The following is an 18150-nucleotide window of genomic DNA, read 5'->3' as shown; positions in this document are numbered from 1 at the left end:
ACCATCAAGCCCGCCGCTTCAAATACCAGATCACCGTTCCCACGGCTCCCTGGTCACGCCCACCCTGCGTCGATCGCCACTCGCGAGCGTCTTCTCCAATGCTGACTTCATGAACCCCCTGCGGTACGTCGTGCAGCAATGCCCGGCCCGCGTTGTCCAGCCGGCCTTCTCTGACGCTTCCATCCGCCAGCCGGACCCTGTACGCGGCTTCCTCAGCGCCTGCGTCATCCGCGTAGCGCCTTTCGATCAGCATCTGGCCACGCGGCAGCCGTGCGCAGGGGACCTGCGGCAGGCCTGGTATCACCACCGGCATGCTCTGGCCTGGTGGGTACGCCCCCAGCACCGCTTCGATGATCTCCACCACGCTCTGGTCCTGGAAGACCTTGCAGTCGGTGCTGAGGGTGGCCAGGTGCAGCCAGGGCCTCAGGGTGAACTCCACCAGCGCATGGCGCCCGGACTCGCCGATGTACCGGGCTTCGGTGATGAGGGCCGAGATCTCCCGCACCCCCGCGCCCTGGTTGGCGCCAGCTCCGGCGGGCATCCCGGGCACGAAGCGGCCCTGGCCTTCGAGTTCGATGCAGCAGGTGAGTTCTCGGCCGATGAAGGTGTCGAGTTCAAGGGGGGCGCCGCCCTCCGCGCTTTGCAGCACCAGCCGGTAATCGAACAGCTGGTTGATGCCTTCTTCGCCTTCGAGCTTCAAGGGCTCCAGCAACGGCGCGCCGTTGACCTCGGGAAGCGCCGCACTGCGGATCGTCAGCCCACGCCGGGGGGTGAATGGGGTCATGGAACTCCTCCTGAATGTTCTCGTTGAGATGGCGACGCATGCTCGGCCACCCTCAACGGTTCATCCAAGGTCGGACTTCACTGGATTGACTTTCAGCAAAGCCTTGTCACCCGGAAGGCCTGTTTCCCTGTTCCTGGAATCCGTCAATTCAATCCATCAAGACTTCGCTTCATGGGCGGGCCTTTGGGAAAGCCTGGTGCGGACCGGGCGCAAGATTCCTTCGTTGCGTTGCGAAGGCGCGACGGATCAGCCTGGCGATGGCCGAAGAAGGCCGCGCCTCAGCGCGGCGTGTGGCCGTAGGTGATGGAGAGCACCACGCCCGAGCGCAGGCGCACCGTGGCGAACAGGTTGCCGGGGCCCCGGTCGTACAGCCATTCCTCGGTGACCTGGCAGGGCAGGATGCGGCTGGCGTAGGGTTCGGGCACCGGGTAGTAATGGGGGTTCTGGTAGAGCGGCGCGCAGTAGGTGTCGGTCAGCACGGGTTGGCCGCACTTGGCCATCAGCGAGAGCTTGGAGTCGCCTTCGGCCGCGATGCCGCCGGCGCAGCGCAGCGACTCCGCATGCGCCGGGGCCATGCCACCCGCCAACGCCGCGAGCAAGCCCAGGCCCGCCTGCCACCGCCAGCCCGGCAAGGTCGAGGGCAGTCGAGAGGCTGGGGCGAACATGGCGGGCGGGCTACACGATGCCGTTGCGGATCGCGTAGACGGTGAGTTCGGCGTTGTTCGCCAGGTGCAGCTTTTCCAGCACGCGCGCGCGGTACACGCTCACGGTCTTGGGGCTGAGCATGAGTTCTTCGGCGATGTCGGAGAGCTTCTTGCCCGAGGCGATCTTCTGCAGGGTCTGCAACTCGCGCTCGGACAGGCTGGCGTGCAACTCCTCGCTTTCGGGGGCGTTGAGCGTGTCCACCAGCATCTGCGCCACGTCGGGCGTCACGTACTTGCGGCCCTGCATCACGGTGCGGATGGCGGCCACCAGCTCGGCCGGCTCGCCGGCCTTGTTCAGGTAGCCGCGCGCGCCCGCGCGCAGGCAGCGGATGGCGTACTGGTCTTCCGGGTACATGGAGACCACCAGGGTCTTGACGTTGGAGCCCTCTTCCTTGAGCGCGCCCAGCACCTCCAGGCCTCCGCGCCCGGGCATGTTCAGGTCGAGCACGAGCACGTCGCACTCGACCTTGCGCATCAGGTCGCGCAGTTCGGGGTAGCTGCCGGCCTCGCCGACCACCTGGATGTCGGTGGCTTCCGAAATGGTGTCGCGGATGCCGCGCCGCACCATGGCGTGGTCGTCACACAAAATCACCTTGATCATGGGGCTCCTCGTCGGCCTGCGCCGCATTGTCCGGGTTGCTGGAAGTCTGCAAGGGTATCGACAGAATGACCGAGGTGCCCCGGGGCGAGGAGCTCACGTCGAGCCAGCCACCCACCTTGACGGCGCGCTCGCGCAGGCCCAGCAGGCCGAAGGACTTGGCCTTGCGCAGGGCCTGGGCGTCCAGGCCCTTGCCGTTGTCGGTCACTTCCAGGGTGAGCACGCCTTCGCGGTCGCTCAGGTCGATGTCGACCGAGCTGGCCTCGGCGTGCTTCTGCACGTTGGTCATGGCCTCCTGCGCGGTGCGGTAGGCCACCAGCTGGAATTCGCGCGGCACGTCCAGCGTCTCGGACGAGCGCCGCACCACCACCCGCAGGCCGGTGCGCCGCTCGAAGCCCGAGGCCAGCCAGAGCACGGCGGCGACCAGGCCCTGGTCGAGGATGGGCGGGCGCAGGTTCATCATGATGCGCTGGCTCGCGCCCAGGGCGTGCTGCAGCATCTCCATGGCCGAGCCCAGGTGGCGCTGCACGTCGCCCTGCTCCACGTGCCGGCCGACCCAGGCCAGGTCGAGCTTGACGGCGGCGAGCGCGCCGCCGATGTCGTCGTGGATTTCGCGCGCGATGTCGGCGCGCTCCTGTTCGATGCTGGTCTGCAGGTGTTCGGCCAGTTCGGCCAGGCGGCGGCGCGATTCGGCCAGTTCGGCGTCGGCCGCGGCCTTGGCGCGCCGGGTTTCGCTGATCTCGATGGCGCGCTCGATCACGTGCGACAGGCGGTGCATGCTGTCCTTGAGCAGGTAATCGCTCACCCCCCGGTGCATGACGTCGACCGCCGCCGTTTCACCAATGGCACCGGAGAGGATGACGAACGGGATCTCCAGCTTCATCGCCCGCACCTCGTCCCAGGCGTCCATGCCGGTGAAGCCGGGCAGGTGGTAGTCGGCCAGCACGATGTCGTAGTGGGCGCTCTGCAGTTCGCGGCGGAAGTCCTCCACCGTGTCCACCAGCACCACCTCGCTGGCGAGCTGGCTGCGCTGCAAGGCGAATTTCACGAGCGCGTGGTCCACCCGCGAATCCTCCAGGTGAAGGATGCGGACAAAGCGCTTGTCCGGGGTTGGAGACGGTCCGCTCATTCTGGTGTTCTCGGGGGATGAATGCCACTTTGCACCCAGGGCTGGGCCGGCAACGCGGAAATTGGTGCTGAATTCGGCCCGTTATCTGTCGATACAGGGTCGGACAGCTGTCGAAAATTGTAATACCCACCCCAGTAGCCGAGCGCCCCCACCACCCACCATGGAACTACCGACGATGCAGCAGACCCCGCCGTCTGTCTCCCTGCCCGTGAATCTGGTGGCCGACCTCCAGGATTCGCTGCTCATGGCCATGACGGACCTGCAGCGGCTCGAAGGCCTGCTCGACCACGCCACCAGCAACCTGCTGGAGCGTTTCGGTTCGGCCAACCAGGCCCTGGGCCACCTCAGCGCCGAACGGGGCGAGGAATTCGACCCGATCCGCCAGAGCCTGCACCAGGCCGTGACCGAACTGCAGTTCCACGACATGGCCACCCAGCTGATCGTGCACACCGGCAAGGTGCTGCAGAGCTGCGCCTGGCGCCTGGCCGACCAGACCATGGAGCCCGAGGAAGGCGAGGTGCCGATGGACATCGACCCCATGCCCGAGCGCCCCAGCCCGGTGACCCAAAGCGAGATGGACGCCGGGTCCATCGACTTGTTCTGAGCACAGGCCGATTCAAGCCTTTGCCCCAATTGCCGATATTTGATTCCAAACGGAGTAAGCCATGCGATCGATTCTTGCCGTAGACGACTCGGCGTCCATGCGAAAAATGGTGTCCTTCACCCTCACCGGGGCGGGCTACCACGTGGTCGAGGCCGTGGACGGTCAGGACGCCTGGGAAAAAGCCCAGACGCACAGCATCGACCTGGTGCTGACCGACCAGAACATGCCCAACATGGACGGGCTGGGCCTCACGCGCAAGCTGCGCGAGCACCCCAAGTTCAAGTCCGTGCCCATCCTGATCCTGACCACCGAGTCCAGCGACCAGATGAAGCAGCTCGGCCGCGCGGCCGGCGCCACCGGGTGGTTGGTCAAGCCTTTCGATCCGGGCCGCCTGATCGAAGTCATTCAAAAAGTCATCCGTTGATTGAAACGCGCTGCCCACAAAGCGGCCAAGGAGAACCCCGATGGGTGAAATGATGAACGAGGGCCAGAACCTCGGCAACGACATCGATCTGAGCCAGTTCTATTCGATCTTTTTCGAAGAAGCCGGCGAGAACCTCGACCAGATGGAGCAGATGCTGCTCGCGCTCGACCTGGAGAAGGCCGACGACGAGGAGCTCAACGCCATCTTCCGCTGCGCGCACTCGATCAAGGGCGGCGCCGCCACCTTCGGTTTTGCCGACGTGGCCGAACTCACGCACCAGATGGAGTCGCTTCTGGACAAGCTGCGCCGCCACGAACTGACGCCGACCGCCGCGATGGTGGACGTGCTGCTGGAATCCTCCGACGCGCTGCGCGGCCTGCTGGGCGCCCACCAGGGCCGGGGCGTCGAGCCCCCCGCCACGGCCGACCTGGTCGCGCGCATCAGCGTGCTGGCCCACGGCGAGGACGCCGAAGTCGAAGAAGAAGCTCCCGCGCCAGCCCCCGTGGTGGTCGCGGCGCCCGCTCCCGTGGCCGCCCCGGCGCCAGCCCCCGCACGCAAGGCGGCCAAGGTCGAGCGCGAACTGGAAATCCACATCGGCCCGCTGGAGAACCCGGCCTCGGCCGACGGCATCGCCGAGCTGTTCCGCGACATTCCGGGCCTGGGCACGATCGAGGCCCTGCCCTGCGACCTGAGCACCCGCCGCGTCTGGCGCGCCCGCACCTCGGCCAGCGACAGCGACCTGATGGACCTGTTCACCTTCCACGTGGGCAAGGACGACATCCGCATCGTCGAGCAACAGGCCCAGCCGGCCGCCCCGAACATCACCATTGGCGAAGACGGCGAGCCCATGGGCACCGGCCACCCGAACCCGACCACCGAAGGCCGCGACTACGGCTTCTTCGAAGGCGCTCCCGGCGTGCCGGTGCGCGCCGCCGCCCCCGCCGAGGGTGCCGCCCCGAAGACCGCCCCCAAGGTGGAGGGCCGCGCTGCCGCCGGTGCCGGCCTCGAATCGAGCACGCTGCGCGTCTCGGTGAGCAAGGTCGACCAGCTCATCAACCTGGTGGGCGAACTCGTCATCACCCAGGCCATGCTCGCGCAGAAGAGCCGCGAACTCGACGACAAGGACAACCAGCCCCTGCTGGCCGGCCTGGCCGACCTGGACCGCAACACCCGCGACCTGCAGGAAGCGGTGATGTCGATCCGCATGATCCCCATGTCCGTGGTGTTCAACCGCTTCCCCCGCATGCTGCGCGACCTCGCCACCAAGCTGGGCAAGAAGGTCGAGCTGGTCACGCAAGGCGAATCGACCGAACTCGACAAGGGCCTGGTGGAGAAGATCACCGACCCGCTGACCCACCTGATCCGCAACAGCTGCGACCACGGCATCGAGATGCCGGAGGAACGCCGCGCCAAGGGCAAGAGCGAAAACGGCACGATCACGCTGTCGGCCACACACGAAGGCGGCTCGATCCTGATCGAGGTGCGCGACGACGGCAAGGGCCTCTCGCGCGAGAAGCTGCTGCGCAAGGCGCGCGAGAAGGGCATCGACGCGCCCGACACGCTGACCGACACCGAAGTCTGGAACCTGATCTTCGCACCCGGTTTCTCCACCGCCGAGGAAGTGACCGACGTGTCCGGCCGCGGCGTGGGCATGGACGTGGTCAAGAAGAACATCGCCGCGCTCAACGGCACGGTGGAGATCGATTCGGCCGAGGGCTTCGGCATGCGCGTCTCGGTGCGCCTGCCCCTCACGCTGGCCATCATGGACGGCATGTCGGTGCGCGTGAGCGACGAGGTGTACATCCTGCCGCTGTCCAACGTGATCGAGTCGTTCCAGATCAAGCCGAGCGACATCAACACCATGGCGCAGGGCGCCCAGGTGGTGAAGGTGCGCGACGAGTACATGCCGGTGGTCGAACTCGAGCGCGTGTTCCAGGTGCCGCGTTTCGAATTCAACGGCACCAGCCCCATCATGGTGGTGGTGGAGGCCGAAGGCTCGCGCGTGGCGCTGATGGTCGACGAGCTGCTGGGCCAGCAACAGGTGGTGATCAAGAACCTGGAGTCCAACTACCGCAAGGTGCCCAACGTCTCGGGTGCCACCATCCTGGGCGACGGCAAGGTCGCGCTGATCCTGGACACCTCGGGCCTGGTGCGCCGCTCGCGCCACTGACTATGTCGAACACCCCCGCCGCGCTTCGCGCGACCCCCTCGAGGGGGCAACACCAGCGGCCCGGTGGAGCCGGTTCCGCGGTGTTTCTGGACAAGGCGTCTGCGGCACGGGCCGCGCCCGAAGACGGCCCGCTGACCGAAGGCCGCGAATTCGTCTGGTCCAACGACGACTTCACGCGCATCAAGGCCCTGATCTACAAGAAGGCCGGCATCAGCCTGCACGACGGCAAACACGCCATGGTCTACAGCCGCGTCTCGCGCCGCCTGCGCGAGACCGGCCACGACAGCTTCAAGACCTACCTCGACTGGCTGGAGCAGCACGACGGCGCCGAGTGGCAGGAGTTCATCAACGCGCTGACCACCAACCTCACCGCGTTCTTCCGCGAATCGCACCACTTCGGCATCCTGAACGATCTGCTGGCCGCCAAACGCACGCAGGCCTGGCGCATCTGGTGCTCGGCCGCCTCCACCGGCGAGGAGCCCTACTCCATCGCCATGACGGCCACCGAGGCGCTGGGTGCCTCGGGCAGTTTCCAGATCGTCAACAGCGACATCGACACCAAGGTGCTGGCCACCGCGCAACGCGGCATCTACAAGGCCGACGGCGTCAAGGGCCTGAGCCCCGAGCGCCTGCAGCGCTTCTTCATGCGCGGCAAGGCGGGCAACGCCGGCCTGATGCGCGTGAAGCCCGAGCTGCAGAAGCACATGGAGTTCCTGAGCGTCAACCTGATCGAGAACCTGCCGTTCCGCGAACCCTTCGACGTGGTGTTCTGCCGCAACGTGATGATCTACTTCGACGCCGCCACGCAGCGCGCCGTGCTCGAGCGCATCCACCGCGTGATGAAGCCCGGCGGCATGCTGTTCGTGGGCCACGCGGAGAACTTCAGCGACGCCCGCAACCTCTTCGCCCTGCGCGGAAAGACCGTGTATGAAAGGCTCTGAACGCCCCCCTGCGGCGCTGCGCGCCTTCCCGCCAGGGGGACGACACCAGCGGCCCGGCAGAGCCGGTTCTGCGGTGCCTCTGGATGCAGGCACGTCAATCCTCCGGACCGACGGAGACTCGGCATGATTTCGGCGCCACCGCGTTCCAGGATTGACACGCTTCGGGCTCGCGCGCCAAAACCGGGCGAGGCCAGCTTCTTCTACCAGGACCACCACTTCAAGCACGACGCGGTGAAGGTCCTTCCCGGCGAGTACTACGTGACCGCCGACGACCTGGTGGTGATGACGGTGCTCGGCTCCTGCATCGCCGCCTGCATCTGGGACCCGCGCGTTCGCGTGGGCGGCATGAACCACTTCATGCTGCCCGACGGCGGCAACGAGTCGAGCGGGCGCTACGGCTCCTATGCGATGGAATTGCTGATCAACGAGATGATCAAGCTCGGCGCCCGGCGCGAGACCATGCAGGCCAAGGTGTTTGGCGGCGGGCAGGTGATGCACACCTTCACCACCATGAACGTGGGCGAACGCAACACCGCCTTCGTGCTCGACTACCTGCAGACCGAGCGCATCGCCGTGGTCTCCAAGGACGTGCTCGACATCTACCCGCGCAAGGTCTGCTACTTCCCGGCCACCGGCAAGGCCATGGTCAAGCGCCTGGCGCACTCGCACCCCGAAACCATCGAGACCCAGGAACGCAAGGGCAGCGCGGCCGTCGTGGCCAAGGCCACGGCCGGCGGCTCGGTGGATCTGTTCTAAGGGAGAAAACAACATGGCAAAAATCAAGGTCATCGTGGTCGACGACTCGGCCCTGGTGCGCAGCCTGCTCACCGAAATCATCAACCGCCAGCCCGACATGGCCTGCATCGGCGCGGCCAGCGACCCGCTGGTGGCGCGCGAGATGATCCGCGAACTCAACCCCGACGTGATCACGCTCGACGTGGAAATGCCGCGCATGGACGGCCTGGAATTCCTCTCGCGCCTGATGCGCCTGCGCCCGATGCCGGTGGTGATGGTCTCCACCCTGACCGAACAAGGCGCCGAGATCACGCTGCGCGCGCTGGAGATGGGCGCGGTCGATTTCGTGGCCAAGCCGCGCATCGGCGTGAGCAGCGGCCTGAACGAACTGGCCGGCGACATCGTCGACAAGATCCGCGTGGCCGCCAAGGCCCATGTGAAGCGCCTGGCCGCCGCCTCGGGAACCGCCCAGGCCACGCCCACCGCCGCCGGCCACCCGGCCGAGCCGCCGCGCGCGCCGCTGCCGCGCCTGTCCACCGAAAAAATCATCTGCATCGGTTCGTCCACCGGCGGCACCGAGGCCATCCGCGAGGTGCTGGTGCCCATGCCGGCCGACGCACCGGGCATCGTGATCACCCAGCACATGCCGCCGGGTTTCACCACCAGTTTCGCCAACCGCCTCAACACGCTGTGCCGCATCCGCGTGGCCGAAGCGCGCGACGGCGAGCGCATCCTGCCCGGCCACGCCTACATCGCCCCGGGTGGCCGCCACCTGCGCATCGACCGCAGCGGCTCCAACTACGTGGCCGTGCTGGAAGACACCGAACCCGTGAACCGCCACCGCCCTTCGGTGGAGGTGCTGTTCAAGTCGGCCGCGCGCGTGCTCGGCCCCAACGCCCTGGGCATCATGCTCACCGGCATGGGGGGCGACGGTGCCGCCGCGATGCGCGAGATGAAGGACGCCGGCAGCTACAACTACGTGCAGGACGAGGCCAGTTGCGTGGTGTTCGGCATGCCGCGCATGGCCATCCAGCACGGCGCGGCGCACGAGGTGCTGCCGCTCAACCAGATCGCCAATGCGGTGTTGAACCGGCTGGCCAGCTCGCCCTCGGGCGTGCGGCACCGGATCTGAACGGATCGGTCAGACGCGTTCGCTGATGATCGTGCCGGTTTCGACCGGCGCGGCGCTGCCATTGCCATGTTCGTCGTAGGCCACCAGCTCGGCCACCGCCTCGGGGCCCACGCCATCGCCGAGCACGTCCAGCCCCACCGCCTCGCCACCCTCGGTCCCTGGCGGCATCAGCGGCCAGGGCAGCTGTTCCATCGCCGGCCGGTCCGGGCGGTCGGCCGACGGGGGCTTGCGCGGAATCATCGAGGCCGTCACCGCCGACAGGTCGGGAGCGGTATCGCTCTGGTTGCCTGGCACTTCGCTGCCGCCCTTCGCGGGCTCGATGCCCAGCGCGCGGTCCACCACGGCGGCGCTGGCCTCCCACATGCGGGACAGCACGTTCTGCAGGTGCTCCACCGCCTTCTTGTCCTTGGCCTGGCGCTGCTCGGCCACCTGGGTGGCTTCCTGCTGGGCCTGCCGCTGGGCGGCCACGTCCTGCGGCGCCGCTGGCACACCGGAGGCGCTGCGCGAAGCCGGCAGCGCGACGGCGGCGGCGTCGTCGGTCACTGCGGCACGCCCGTCCACGGCCGCGCGGGCTGCGGCAGCGGCCTGCGACGGGGTGGCGGTGCGGCCTTCGCGGCCAAAACCGGTCTCGGCCTTGCCGTCGTTGCCGCCCGCCTGCACGGGCTGCACGGGCTGCACGGCGGCGACCGGCGACACCGGCGCGACGGCGGTGGACACCGGCGTCGGCCAGGACACGGCAGTGGTGCTCGAAATGTTCAGCATGGGCTTCCCCTCACGGCGGCCACCGGGCGAGACAAGCCCGGTGTTCTTGCCGGGTTTTCGGCCGGGGACACACGAACTTGAGAACTTTCTTCGCCCCCCGGCGCGCGGGGCCGACAGACGGACGGGCCAATGGGCGGCCGCCTCAGACGCCGCCGGTCGGGTGCGTCGGGTCCACCCAGAGCACCTGCTCGGGTTTTTCCACCGGCTCGATGTCCAGGTTGACCGCCACCGCCTGCCCATCGCTGCGGCAGAGCACGCACTCCAGCACCTCGGTGGCGCTGGCGTTGATTTCCTGGTGCGGCACGTAGGGTGGCACGTAGATGAAGTCGCCCGGGCCCGCCTCGGCGGTGAACTCCAGCTGTTCGCCCCAGCGCATGCGCGCCCGGCCGCGCACCACGTAGATCACGCTCTCCAGCGGACCGTGGTGGTGGGCGCCGGTCTTGGCATCGGGGTGGATGGTGACGGTGCCGGCCCAGAGTTTCTGCGCGCCCACGCGCGCGAAGTTGATGGCGGCCTTGCGGTCCATGCCCGGGGTGGAGGGCACGTTGCCGTCGAGCTGGTTGCCCGGGATCACGCGCACGCCATCGTGTTTCCAGGCCGGATCGGCGGGGTGATCGTGGTCCTGGGGTGCGTGGGGATGGTGCTCGTGGGCCATGGCGGGTGTCTCCGGGTCGCGGGTCTTCAGTGTGCCAGCCTGCGCGGGCGCGCGCATGGCGGGAAAATGCGGGTTCGATCCCACGTTGTCCGGAGAACCTGCCTTGCCCTTGCCCACCCCCGCTCCCCGCACGCCCATGCACACCCGGCGCGTCACCTACCAGGGCTTCCGGCGCGACGACGGCCTGTGGGAGGTCGAAGGCGAACTGCACGACAGCAAGCCGCACGACATCGAGATCCACGACGAAGGCCGTTGGCTGGCGGGCGAGCCCATCCACCACATGCGCCTGCGCGTCACCTTCGACGAGGGCATGGTGATCCACGGCGTCGAGGTCGCGATGGACGCTTTTCCGCACGGTCCGTGCCCCGAGGCCATGCCCAACCTGCAGCGCATGGTGGGCGAGGTGCTGGGGCGCGGCTGGCGCCAGACCATCCAGCGCCACCTGGGCGACGTGCAGGGCTGCACCCACTTGCGGGAATTGCTGTTCAACCTCGCCACGGCGGCCTTCCAGACCTGCGCGGGCGCGGGTGCGTTCGCGCCCAAGGGCGACGGCCGCCCGCCCGCGCACCTGGGCCAGTGCGTGGGCTGGGATTTCAATGGACCGGTGGTGGAGCGGGTGTATCCCATGTTCTTTCGCTGGCAGCCGCCGGCCAGGTCGTCTGTGACTTCCTAGCCGCTTCATTCGACTGCCTCGCGGGCGCATGGGCCTCAGGCGCTCTGCTCCGCGGGTGTCCCCCGGCGGCTGGTGCCGCCTCCTCCTCTACCCCGCTGCGCAGAACGCCTGAGGCCCATGCGCCAGAAGGAATGTTGGATCGCCAACGGATCGTGTGCCAATGAGGTCGTCGGTGGCCAGGGGGAGCGGCGCAGCGAAGTGAAGGAGGAGGGACGGCGCAGCCGGCCCGGGGGACATGAGCGGAGCCGCTCCCCCTGGGCGCCGATGACCGGCGCAACGCTTTGGCCCCCACCGAAACAAGGCGTGCCACGTGGCGCCCCGAGTGCGCTACGCTGCCTCCATGCAAGCCGCTCACGAACCCCGCCTCGCCCGCGTGGCCGCCATGGTGGCCGACCCGGCGCGCTCGCGCATGCTCTCCTACCTCATGAGCGGCGAGTTCGCCAGCGCGGGCGAACTCGCCAAGGCGGCCTCGGTGACCCCCGCCACCGCCAGCGGCCACCTCGCCCAGCTGCTGGACGCGCGTTTCGTGGTCTGCGAGCCGCGCGGACGGCACCGCTACTACCGGCTGGCCGACGCCGACGTGGCGCACGCGCTCGAAGCGCTGGCCCTGGTGGCCGAACGCGACGTGCACGACCAGGCCTGGGCCCATCCCGAGCGCCAACGCCTGCGCTACGCACGCTGCTGCTACGGCCACATGGCGGGGCGCCTGGGCATCCTGCTGCACGACGCCCTGCAGGCCCGGGGCGCGCTGGCGGCCCAGGCCGGCGGCTACGCCCTCACCGAGGCCGGGCACACGTGGCTGTCCGACCACCTGGACCTGCAGCCCGCGCCACCACGCGCCAGCCGGCGCTTTGCCTACCCCTGTCTGGATTGGTCGGAACGGCGCGACCACCTGGCCGGCCAGCTGGCCGACGACATCCTCCAGCACCTCACGACCCAGGGCTGGCTGCGGCGCGGCAGCGGCCGGGTGCTGGACCTCATGCCCAAAGGGCAGCGCGAACTGCTGCCCCGCCTGGAGCAGGCGGCCGGCCGCGCGGCCTGATGGGCCTCACACGCCCTGGAAGGCCGTCGGGTCGCGACCGCTGCGCGTGAGTTGAGAGCGGCGCGAAAGGTAGGTGACCGCGTCCAGAAAACCCGTGCAGCGCACGATGCCCACATCCAGGTCGGCCACGCCCACGCTGAGCGGCAAGGCCTGGGCCCAGCCCTCGAAAGGACCTGGGTACGGCGCCAGCGCGTAGAACTTCTCCGTGGCGGTGCGCCAGTCGAGCGGGCCCACGCGTTCGAGCAGGTAGAGCAACCACGCTTCGGTGGGTGACAACCGGTAGAGCGTGAAGCTCACGTTCGGCGCGTGCGCGGGCGCGCAGGCATACCGCGGCGCTTCCTTGGGCTCGGTGCGTGTGCTTGGCCCATAGAACAGCGGCGGCGGGCGGGTGTCGACGACGGTGGCCGGGCCACCGGCGGCATCGGCCATGGCCAGCCAGTTGGCATAGATCTGGCGGCTGCGCGCTTCCAGCCGCGCCTGCGCGGCCGCGACCAGGCCCAGCGTGTCCGGGTGGTGCACCCAGGCCAGTTCCCCGTGCTGCGTCAGGTGTTGCTCGGCCGCGTGGCGATCGCGCAGCACCGAGGCCGGCGGCAGGCGGCAGCGAAACACCAGCTGCGCGCAGCCCGTGTCGGGGGGTGGCAGGTCGGCCTCGCCGACCGTCACGAACAGGTGCAGGTCCACGCCGGTGTCGAGCCGCGCGCGCGCCACCGGTTCGTGGAGCGCCGCCTCGGACAGCCATTGCAGGGCGCCCATGGCCTGGGCGCCCCACTGCACGTCTTCGTGCACGTTGATCAGGGCGCGCACGATCGCCACCCGCTGCTGGTACGGCGGCAGCGAGAGCCCGCCGGCCTCGCCACGGGCCTGCAGGTGTTCGAGCATGAAGCGGCGCAGCATGCTGGCCGCCGCCGCCGCGCATTCGGGTCGCTCCTGCGAGGCCTCGTGCGCGAAATGCCATTCGTTGGCGGCCCCCTGGCGCGCCACCAGGGCGCTGCCGCACACCGGGCAACGGCAGCCGCAGTCGGCCCCGCGCTCGACCTCGCCGATGAAGCGAAGCGCGCCGGAGGCATCGGGGGCGGCAAAGAGCAGGGTCACGGGCAGGGGTGTGGAACGGGAAGGAAAGCCGAAAGGGGGTCGGTGAACGAGCGAAGAGCCGGCCTGGGCCGGCTCTTCGGTGCGGCGGCGCCGCTGGCGTCAGTCGGGTGCCGCGTCTTCGGGCACCTTGACCAGGGTCACGGGCACGGGCGAGCGCTGCACCATGTCCTGCGACACCGAGCCCAGCACGGCCGAGCGCAGGCCACCGCCGCGCGTGCTCATGATGACGGCGTCGCAGGCATGGCCTTCCAGGATCTCGGCCAGCCGGTGCGCCGGGTCGCCGCTGGCCACGGCCGACTCGACCTGCAGGCCCGCAGCGCTGAGCAAGGCGACGGCCGGGCGCACGAGGTCACGCCCGGCGGCCTCGCTCACCTGCTGCAGGACCGCCGGGTCGTGCGCCACCACAAGCTCGTAGAGGTTGGCCGACTCCTGCACGTTGGCCACCACGAAGCGCGCCTTGAGACCAGCGCCCACGAGCCGCAGCGCGTGGTGCACGGCCAGCAGGGCGTGCGAGGAACCATCGACGGGGATGAGGATTTTCAGCATGGTCTTTCCATTCCTTGTCTTGTGGTCAGTAGGGCCGCTCGTTGAGCATGCACCAGTACATCTCGATGCGCTCGGCCACCTCGATGAACTTGCTGAAGCTCACCGGTTTCTCGATGTACGAGCTCACCCCCAGATCGTAGGCGGACTTGAGGTCGCTGTCCTCCCGCGACGATGTCAATATCACCACGGGGATGCTGCGAAAGCGCGGATGGGCCTTGAGTTGCTGCAACACCTCCAGGCCATTGACACGCGGCAGGTTGAGGTCGAGCAGGATCACGGCGGGCAGGGCCTCGCCGGCTTCCCAGCGGGGCAACCAGGCCAGCGCCTCCTCCCCGTCGCGCGCGACATGGATGGTGTTGGAGAACTTCTTCTTGTTGAAAGCCCGCAGGGTGAGGTCCATGTCCATGGGGTTGTCCTCCACCAGCAGGATGGAGGGCAGCGGTTGGGCGGCGCTCATGACGGAAACTCCAGGTAGAACGTGGCGCCCTGGTCCGGTGCGCTCTCGGCCCACACGCGGCCGCCCATGCGCTGCACCGCCTTGGCCACCAGCGCCAGGCCCACGCCGGTGCCGGCGTAGTCCTCGGCGCGCTGCAGGCGCTGGAAGATGCCGAAGATGCGGTCGTGGTACTTCATGTCGAAGCCCACGCCGTTGTCGCGCACCCAGAGGATGCGCCGCCCTGCTTCGCTGCGCGAACCGATCTCCACCCGAGGCGGCTGGCGCCCCTGGCTGAACTTGATGGCGTTGCCCACCAGGTTGCGCAGCACCACCGCGAGCCCCTCGCGGTCCAGCTGCAGGGTCATGGGCTCGAGCTGCAGGCGCAGCTCGGTGCGGGCGGCCGCGATGTCGGCCGCGTGGCCTTCGAGCACCAGGTCCAGCAGCGGGCGCAATTCCACCGCCTGGTGTTCCATGGTGCGGCGCTCCATGCGCGAGTAGTCCAGCAGGTCCGAGATCAGCGCGCCCATCTGCTGCACGCCGCGCCGGATGCGGCCAATGAACTGCCGGCCTTCGTCGTCCAGCCGCTCGCTGTGCTCTTCCTGCAGCAGCTGGCTGTAGCCGTCGATGCCACGCAGCGGCGCCTTGAGGTCGTGCGAGACGGTGTACGAGAAGGCTTCAAGTTCGCGGTTCGCCGCGCTGAGCTGCTCGGTGCGCTCGGCCACGCGCTGCTCCAGACGGGCGTTGATGCGCTCCAGGTTCATCTGCGCCTGCTTGATCTGCGTGATGTCCAGCAGGGTCCCGCTGTAGTGATGGCCGGCGTTTTCCGCCATGGCGCGGCATTCGACGCCGCCCCGGAACCAGCGCTCGGGCCCGAGCGAGGGGTGGCGGCGAAACTCGGCGTGCAGGCGACCTCGGTTGCTCGGCGTGGCGCGCATGAAACGCGCCACGCGGTCGCGGTCGTCCGGGTGCAGGCAGTCGAGGTAGTCGTCGAGGGTGGGTGGTGGGCCCTGCGCGATGTCGCGGCCGATGTTGCGGTACATCTGGCGCGACCACCAGATGTGTTTGGTGTGCGAGTCGTACAGCCAGCTGCCCAGGCCGGCCATGGCCTCGGCCTGCTCCAGCAGGCCTTTCTGGTCGCTCAGGGCCTGGCTGGTCTGCAGCCGCTCGGTGATGTCCTGCACGATGGAGAACAGGTGCTTGAGCGCCCCGTCGGGCTCGCGCACCGCGCGCACGTGAATCTCGGTGTGCACGATGCTGCCGTCCCGGCGCACGAAGCGCTTCTGCATCTGGTAGCTGTCGGTCAGGCCGGCCTTCATGCGGTCGAGCAGCGCGAGGTTGCGCTCCAGATCGGGCGCCGGGGTCATCTCAGACCAGGTCCGCTGCAACAGCTCCTCGCGCGGATAGCCCAGGATCTGGCACAGCCGGTCGTTGACCTGCAGCCAGCCGGTGTTGTGGGGTGAGGAAATCGCCATGCCGATCAGGGGCAGCTCGTAGAACAGGCGCTGGAACTCGGCCTGCTCACGCTGCGCGATCTGAGCTTCCTTCTGCACCGTGATGTCCAGCAGCACGCCACTGATGGCCGTGACCTGGCCTTCGGCGTTGCGGGTGAGCGCGCTGCGGTCGTCGATCCAGATCCAGCGGCCATCCGCACAGCGCAGGCGGTATTCCTGGCGATAGGTGTCCGGCCCGTGCTTCAGGTAGCAGTCGATCTCGGCGTTGACCTGGCCCACGTCGTCGGGATGGATCAGGTCGTCGTAGGTCATGCGGCCCTGCAGCAGCGGCTCGGGCGCATAGCCCCACTGGGCGATCGAGGGACTCACGTAGCGGATCGGACAGCCGACCACGTTGTCCCACTCGATCACCACCAGCGGCGAGCGGTCCACCACGTCGTTCATGCGCTGCAGTTGCGCGTGACTGGCCTGCAGGCGCTCGGCCATGCGGTCGGCGGCGGCGCCGATCAGCGCGAGTTCGTCGCGCCCCTGCAACCCGGTGCGCGCCTGCAACTGGCCTTCGCCCATGGAGGTCAGGGCACGGGCCAGCTGCTCGGCGCGCCGGAACCAGACCCAGTGCAGGAGCAGCGCGAGCAGCGCCACCAGCACGAGCAGCACCAGGCTCTCGCGCAGCACCTGCGAGCGCATGCCCACGAATCGCACGGCCATGGGCTGGCTCAGGTCGACGACGGTGAGCAACTCGTGCCCCGGCTCCAGCGCCGCCCGGCCAAACAGGAGGGATGAACCGGCCGCGCGCGCCACCTGCAGGGTGGCACCGGTCATGGGCTCGGCCAACAGGGGTTTCACGCCCGCGAGCTCGGGGTAGAGACCTTGCAGATCGGCGAACGGCAAGCCGATGTCGGTGCGCATCAGCGACGCCAGCACCACGCCGCGCGCATCGATCAGGTAGGCGTGCTGCATGCCGCTGTACAGGCCCAGCCCGCCCACGAGCCGGCGCACCAGCAGCGTGTTGGCGTTGCCCGTCTCGGCGCTCAGCCGGCTCTGCTCCACGCCCAGGCGTTCGCGCAGGCGCCGGGTCTCGCTGTCGGTCACCTGCTGATCGACCTCGCGCCACTGCATCACCAGGTTGACGCCCGTGGTCGTGAGGGCGAAGGCGGCCAGCAGAAAAGGCGCGAGCCAGCGCGCGGGAAGGGAGAGCAGGCGGGCCACCGGCTTCACGGCAGGGGCCCCGAGATTGGCGCGCGCAGCGCCGGTGTGGTGTCGATCAGCGCGGCCCAGTTGGGTGCCGAGCGCAGCACGCCGAGCTCCACCAGCAGGCGGGCCACGCCCTCGCCCTGCTGCGCCAGCGGGGGTGGGTTGCCGGTGAGCATGGCCAGCGATTCCTCGGGTGAATAGAAGCGCAGCCCCCGCTGCACAGCCTGGTATTGCGCGGGCGTCAGGTCGGCGCCGGGCGCCAGCGAGGTGGCCGCGCCACCCGGGTCCAGCCGCATCACGTTGAGGCCGGCAGCCCAGGCCGCTATCAGCGCGTCCACCGCCTCGGGGCGCTGGCGCAACACCTCGCCCCGCACCACCAGCACGTCGACGATCTCGCCCGGCATCTGGCGGCTGTCGAAGATGGCGCGGTAACCCAGGGCCTGGATCGGCCCGTCGATCGGCGCGTAGCTCACCGCCGCGGCCACGCGGTCGCTCAGCAGCGCCGTCTTGTGCTGCGTGGCATCCATGCGCAACACGGTCACGTCCTCGCGCCGCAGGTTGGCCTTGCGCAGCAGGCGTTCGAGCATCAGCGTGCCCACGGTGGCCTCTTCCACCGCGATGCTTTCACCGCGCAGTTTCTGCAGACTCGTGATGCGCGGCGCGGCCACCACCACGTCGGCGCCAGCCGAGGTGTCGAGCAGCGCGACGATGCGCACGTCGAAGCCGCCGTCCACCAGGCGCAAGGCCTCGTCCATGGTGAGGCCCGCCGCGTCCAGCAAGCCGTTGCGCAAATGGCGAAGCGCCTCCGCGCTGGAGATGAGTTCCACCACCTTCACCTGCTTCGCATCGGCCAGGCCACGGTCGCGCGCGAGCACCAGGGGGTCGTAGCCGACCCAGGTGTTGAGACCGACCACCAGCGGTGGCTGGGGCGGCTCGCTGCAGGCAGCCAAGCCCGCGAGCGCGCCGACGCAGGCGAGCAGCCCCACCGCCGCGCGGGCGCGCAGCCACCACCCGAGGACACCGTGTCCAGCGAGCCTCCCTTCGAGTCCTGAATTGCTCCGCATCCCATCTGCCATCA

19 protein-coding genes are annotated in these 18150 nt (G+C 68.8%); 8 read left to right on the top strand and 11 right to left on the bottom strand.

Going from position 1 to position 18150, the window contains the following annotated elements; genetic code table 11:
* Positions 1-4 precede the first annotated feature (4 nt).
* From ACODTB_RS20410 to ACODTB_RS20395, 4 genes are all read right to left on the bottom strand, one after another.
* Positions 5-784 carry a contractile injection system protein, VgrG/Pvc8 family gene (locus ACODTB_RS20410; protein ID WP_488929688.1) on the bottom strand — a complete coding sequence of 260 codons (780 nt, stop codon included), beginning with the start codon at positions 782-784 and terminating at the stop codon, positions 5-7.
* A 278-nt stretch (positions 785-1062) separates the two neighbouring features.
* Entirely contained in the window at positions 1063-1449 is a 387-nt protein-coding gene (locus ACODTB_RS20405) for a DUF2845 domain-containing protein (RefSeq protein ID WP_291113587.1), read from the bottom strand.
* Positions 1450-1459: 10 nt separating this feature from the next.
* Complete coding sequence (locus ACODTB_RS20400) at positions 1460-2089, bottom strand: response regulator (RefSeq protein WP_291113590.1); 630 nt, start codon at positions 2087-2089, stop codon at positions 1460-1462.
* Positions 2067-3215: a hybrid sensor histidine kinase/response regulator gene (locus tag ACODTB_RS20395; protein ID WP_291113593.1), complete on the bottom strand. Its 1149-nt coding sequence runs from the start codon at positions 3213-3215 to the stop codon at positions 2067-2069. Before ACODTB_RS20395 ends, ACODTB_RS20400 begins: the two co-directional genes overlap by 23 nt.
* A 160-nt stretch (positions 3216-3375) precedes the next feature.
* Between ACODTB_RS20395 and ACODTB_RS20390 the strand changes: the two genes are divergently transcribed.
* From ACODTB_RS20390 to ACODTB_RS20365, 6 genes are all read left to right on the top strand, one after another.
* Complete coding sequence (locus tag ACODTB_RS20390) at positions 3376-3819, top strand: hypothetical protein (protein ID WP_291113596.1); 444 nt, start codon at positions 3376-3378, stop codon at positions 3817-3819.
* Between the two features lie 61 nt (positions 3820-3880).
* A complete protein-coding gene (locus ACODTB_RS20385; RefSeq protein WP_291113599.1) occupies positions 3881-4243 on the top strand; it encodes a response regulator in 363 nt (120 codons plus the stop codon).
* Between the two features lie 40 nt (positions 4244-4283).
* Entirely contained in the window at positions 4284-6413 is a 2130-nt protein-coding gene (locus tag ACODTB_RS20380) for a chemotaxis protein CheA (protein WP_291113602.1), read from the top strand.
* 80 nt (positions 6414-6493) lie between these two features.
* The gene (locus ACODTB_RS20375) at positions 6494-7354 is read left to right on the top strand and encodes a CheR family methyltransferase (RefSeq protein WP_291118171.1); all 861 of its coding nucleotides are present in this window, start codon (positions 6494-6496) and stop codon (positions 7352-7354) included.
* Positions 7355-7477: 123 nt separating this feature from the next.
* Entirely contained in the window at positions 7478-8110 is a 633-nt protein-coding gene (gene cheD, locus ACODTB_RS20370) for a chemoreceptor glutamine deamidase CheD (RefSeq protein WP_291118168.1), read from the top strand.
* 13 nt (positions 8111-8123) lie between these two features.
* Positions 8124-9221 (top strand): protein-glutamate methylesterase/protein-glutamine glutaminase, encoded by a 1098-nt coding sequence (locus tag ACODTB_RS20365; RefSeq protein WP_291118165.1) that lies wholly within the window; start codon positions 8124-8126, stop codon positions 9219-9221.
* Between the two features lie 9 nt (positions 9222-9230).
* Here the strand turns inward: ACODTB_RS20365 and ACODTB_RS20360 are convergent, their stop codons facing one another.
* Both ACODTB_RS20360 and ACODTB_RS20355 read right to left on the bottom strand, forming a co-directional pair.
* Entirely contained in the window at positions 9231-9983 is a 753-nt protein-coding gene (locus ACODTB_RS20360; RefSeq protein WP_291118162.1) for a hypothetical protein, read from the bottom strand.
* A 142-nt stretch (positions 9984-10125) separates the two neighbouring features.
* Positions 10126-10638, bottom strand: a complete 513-nt coding sequence (locus ACODTB_RS20355; protein ID WP_291118176.1) for a cupin domain-containing protein — start codon at positions 10636-10638, stop codon at positions 10126-10128.
* Between the two features lie 103 nt (positions 10639-10741).
* On the opposite strand from ACODTB_RS20355, the gene ACODTB_RS20350 reads away from it, so the two are divergent.
* Both ACODTB_RS20350 and ACODTB_RS20345 read left to right on the top strand, forming a co-directional pair.
* Entirely contained in the window at positions 10742-11311 is a 570-nt protein-coding gene (locus ACODTB_RS20350; RefSeq protein ID WP_291118159.1) for a DUF2889 domain-containing protein, read from the top strand.
* Positions 11312-11651: 340 nt separating this feature from the next.
* Positions 11652-12353, top strand: a complete 702-nt coding sequence (locus ACODTB_RS20345; RefSeq protein WP_291118158.1) for an ArsR/SmtB family transcription factor — start codon at positions 11652-11654, stop codon at positions 12351-12353.
* Between the two features lie 6 nt (positions 12354-12359).
* Here ACODTB_RS20345 and ACODTB_RS20340 read toward each other — a convergent pair whose 3' ends face one another.
* The 5 genes from ACODTB_RS20340 to ACODTB_RS20320 all read right to left on the bottom strand — a co-directional run bounded on the left by ACODTB_RS20340 (position 12360) and on the right by ACODTB_RS20320 (position 18136).
* Positions 12360-13445 (bottom strand): hypothetical protein, encoded by a 1086-nt coding sequence (locus ACODTB_RS20340; RefSeq protein ID WP_291118155.1) that lies wholly within the window; start codon positions 13443-13445, stop codon positions 12360-12362.
* A 99-nt stretch (positions 13446-13544) separates the two neighbouring features.
* Complete coding sequence (locus ACODTB_RS20335; protein WP_291118152.1) at positions 13545-13991, bottom strand: universal stress protein; 447 nt, start codon at positions 13989-13991, stop codon at positions 13545-13547.
* 25 nt (positions 13992-14016) lie between these two features.
* Positions 14017-14448, bottom strand: coding sequence for a response regulator (locus ACODTB_RS20330; RefSeq protein ID WP_291118149.1), 432 nt, complete (start codon positions 14446-14448; stop codon positions 14017-14019).
* Entirely contained in the window at positions 14445-17096 is a 2652-nt protein-coding gene (locus ACODTB_RS20325; RefSeq protein WP_291118146.1) for a PAS domain S-box protein, read from the bottom strand. Before ACODTB_RS20325 ends, ACODTB_RS20330 begins: the two co-directional genes overlap by 4 nt.
* Entirely contained in the window at positions 17093-18136 is a 1044-nt protein-coding gene (locus ACODTB_RS20320; RefSeq protein ID WP_488929687.1) for an ABC transporter substrate-binding protein, read from the bottom strand. Before ACODTB_RS20320 ends, ACODTB_RS20325 begins: the two co-directional genes overlap by 4 nt.
* Between the last annotated feature and the right edge of the window lie 14 nt (positions 18137-18150).

It is taken from the genome of Hydrogenophaga sp. FG152 (genome assembly GCF_057809615.1).
The sequence above is the reverse complement of the archived record's forward strand: the minus strand, read 5'-3'. Positions and strand labels throughout refer to the sequence as shown.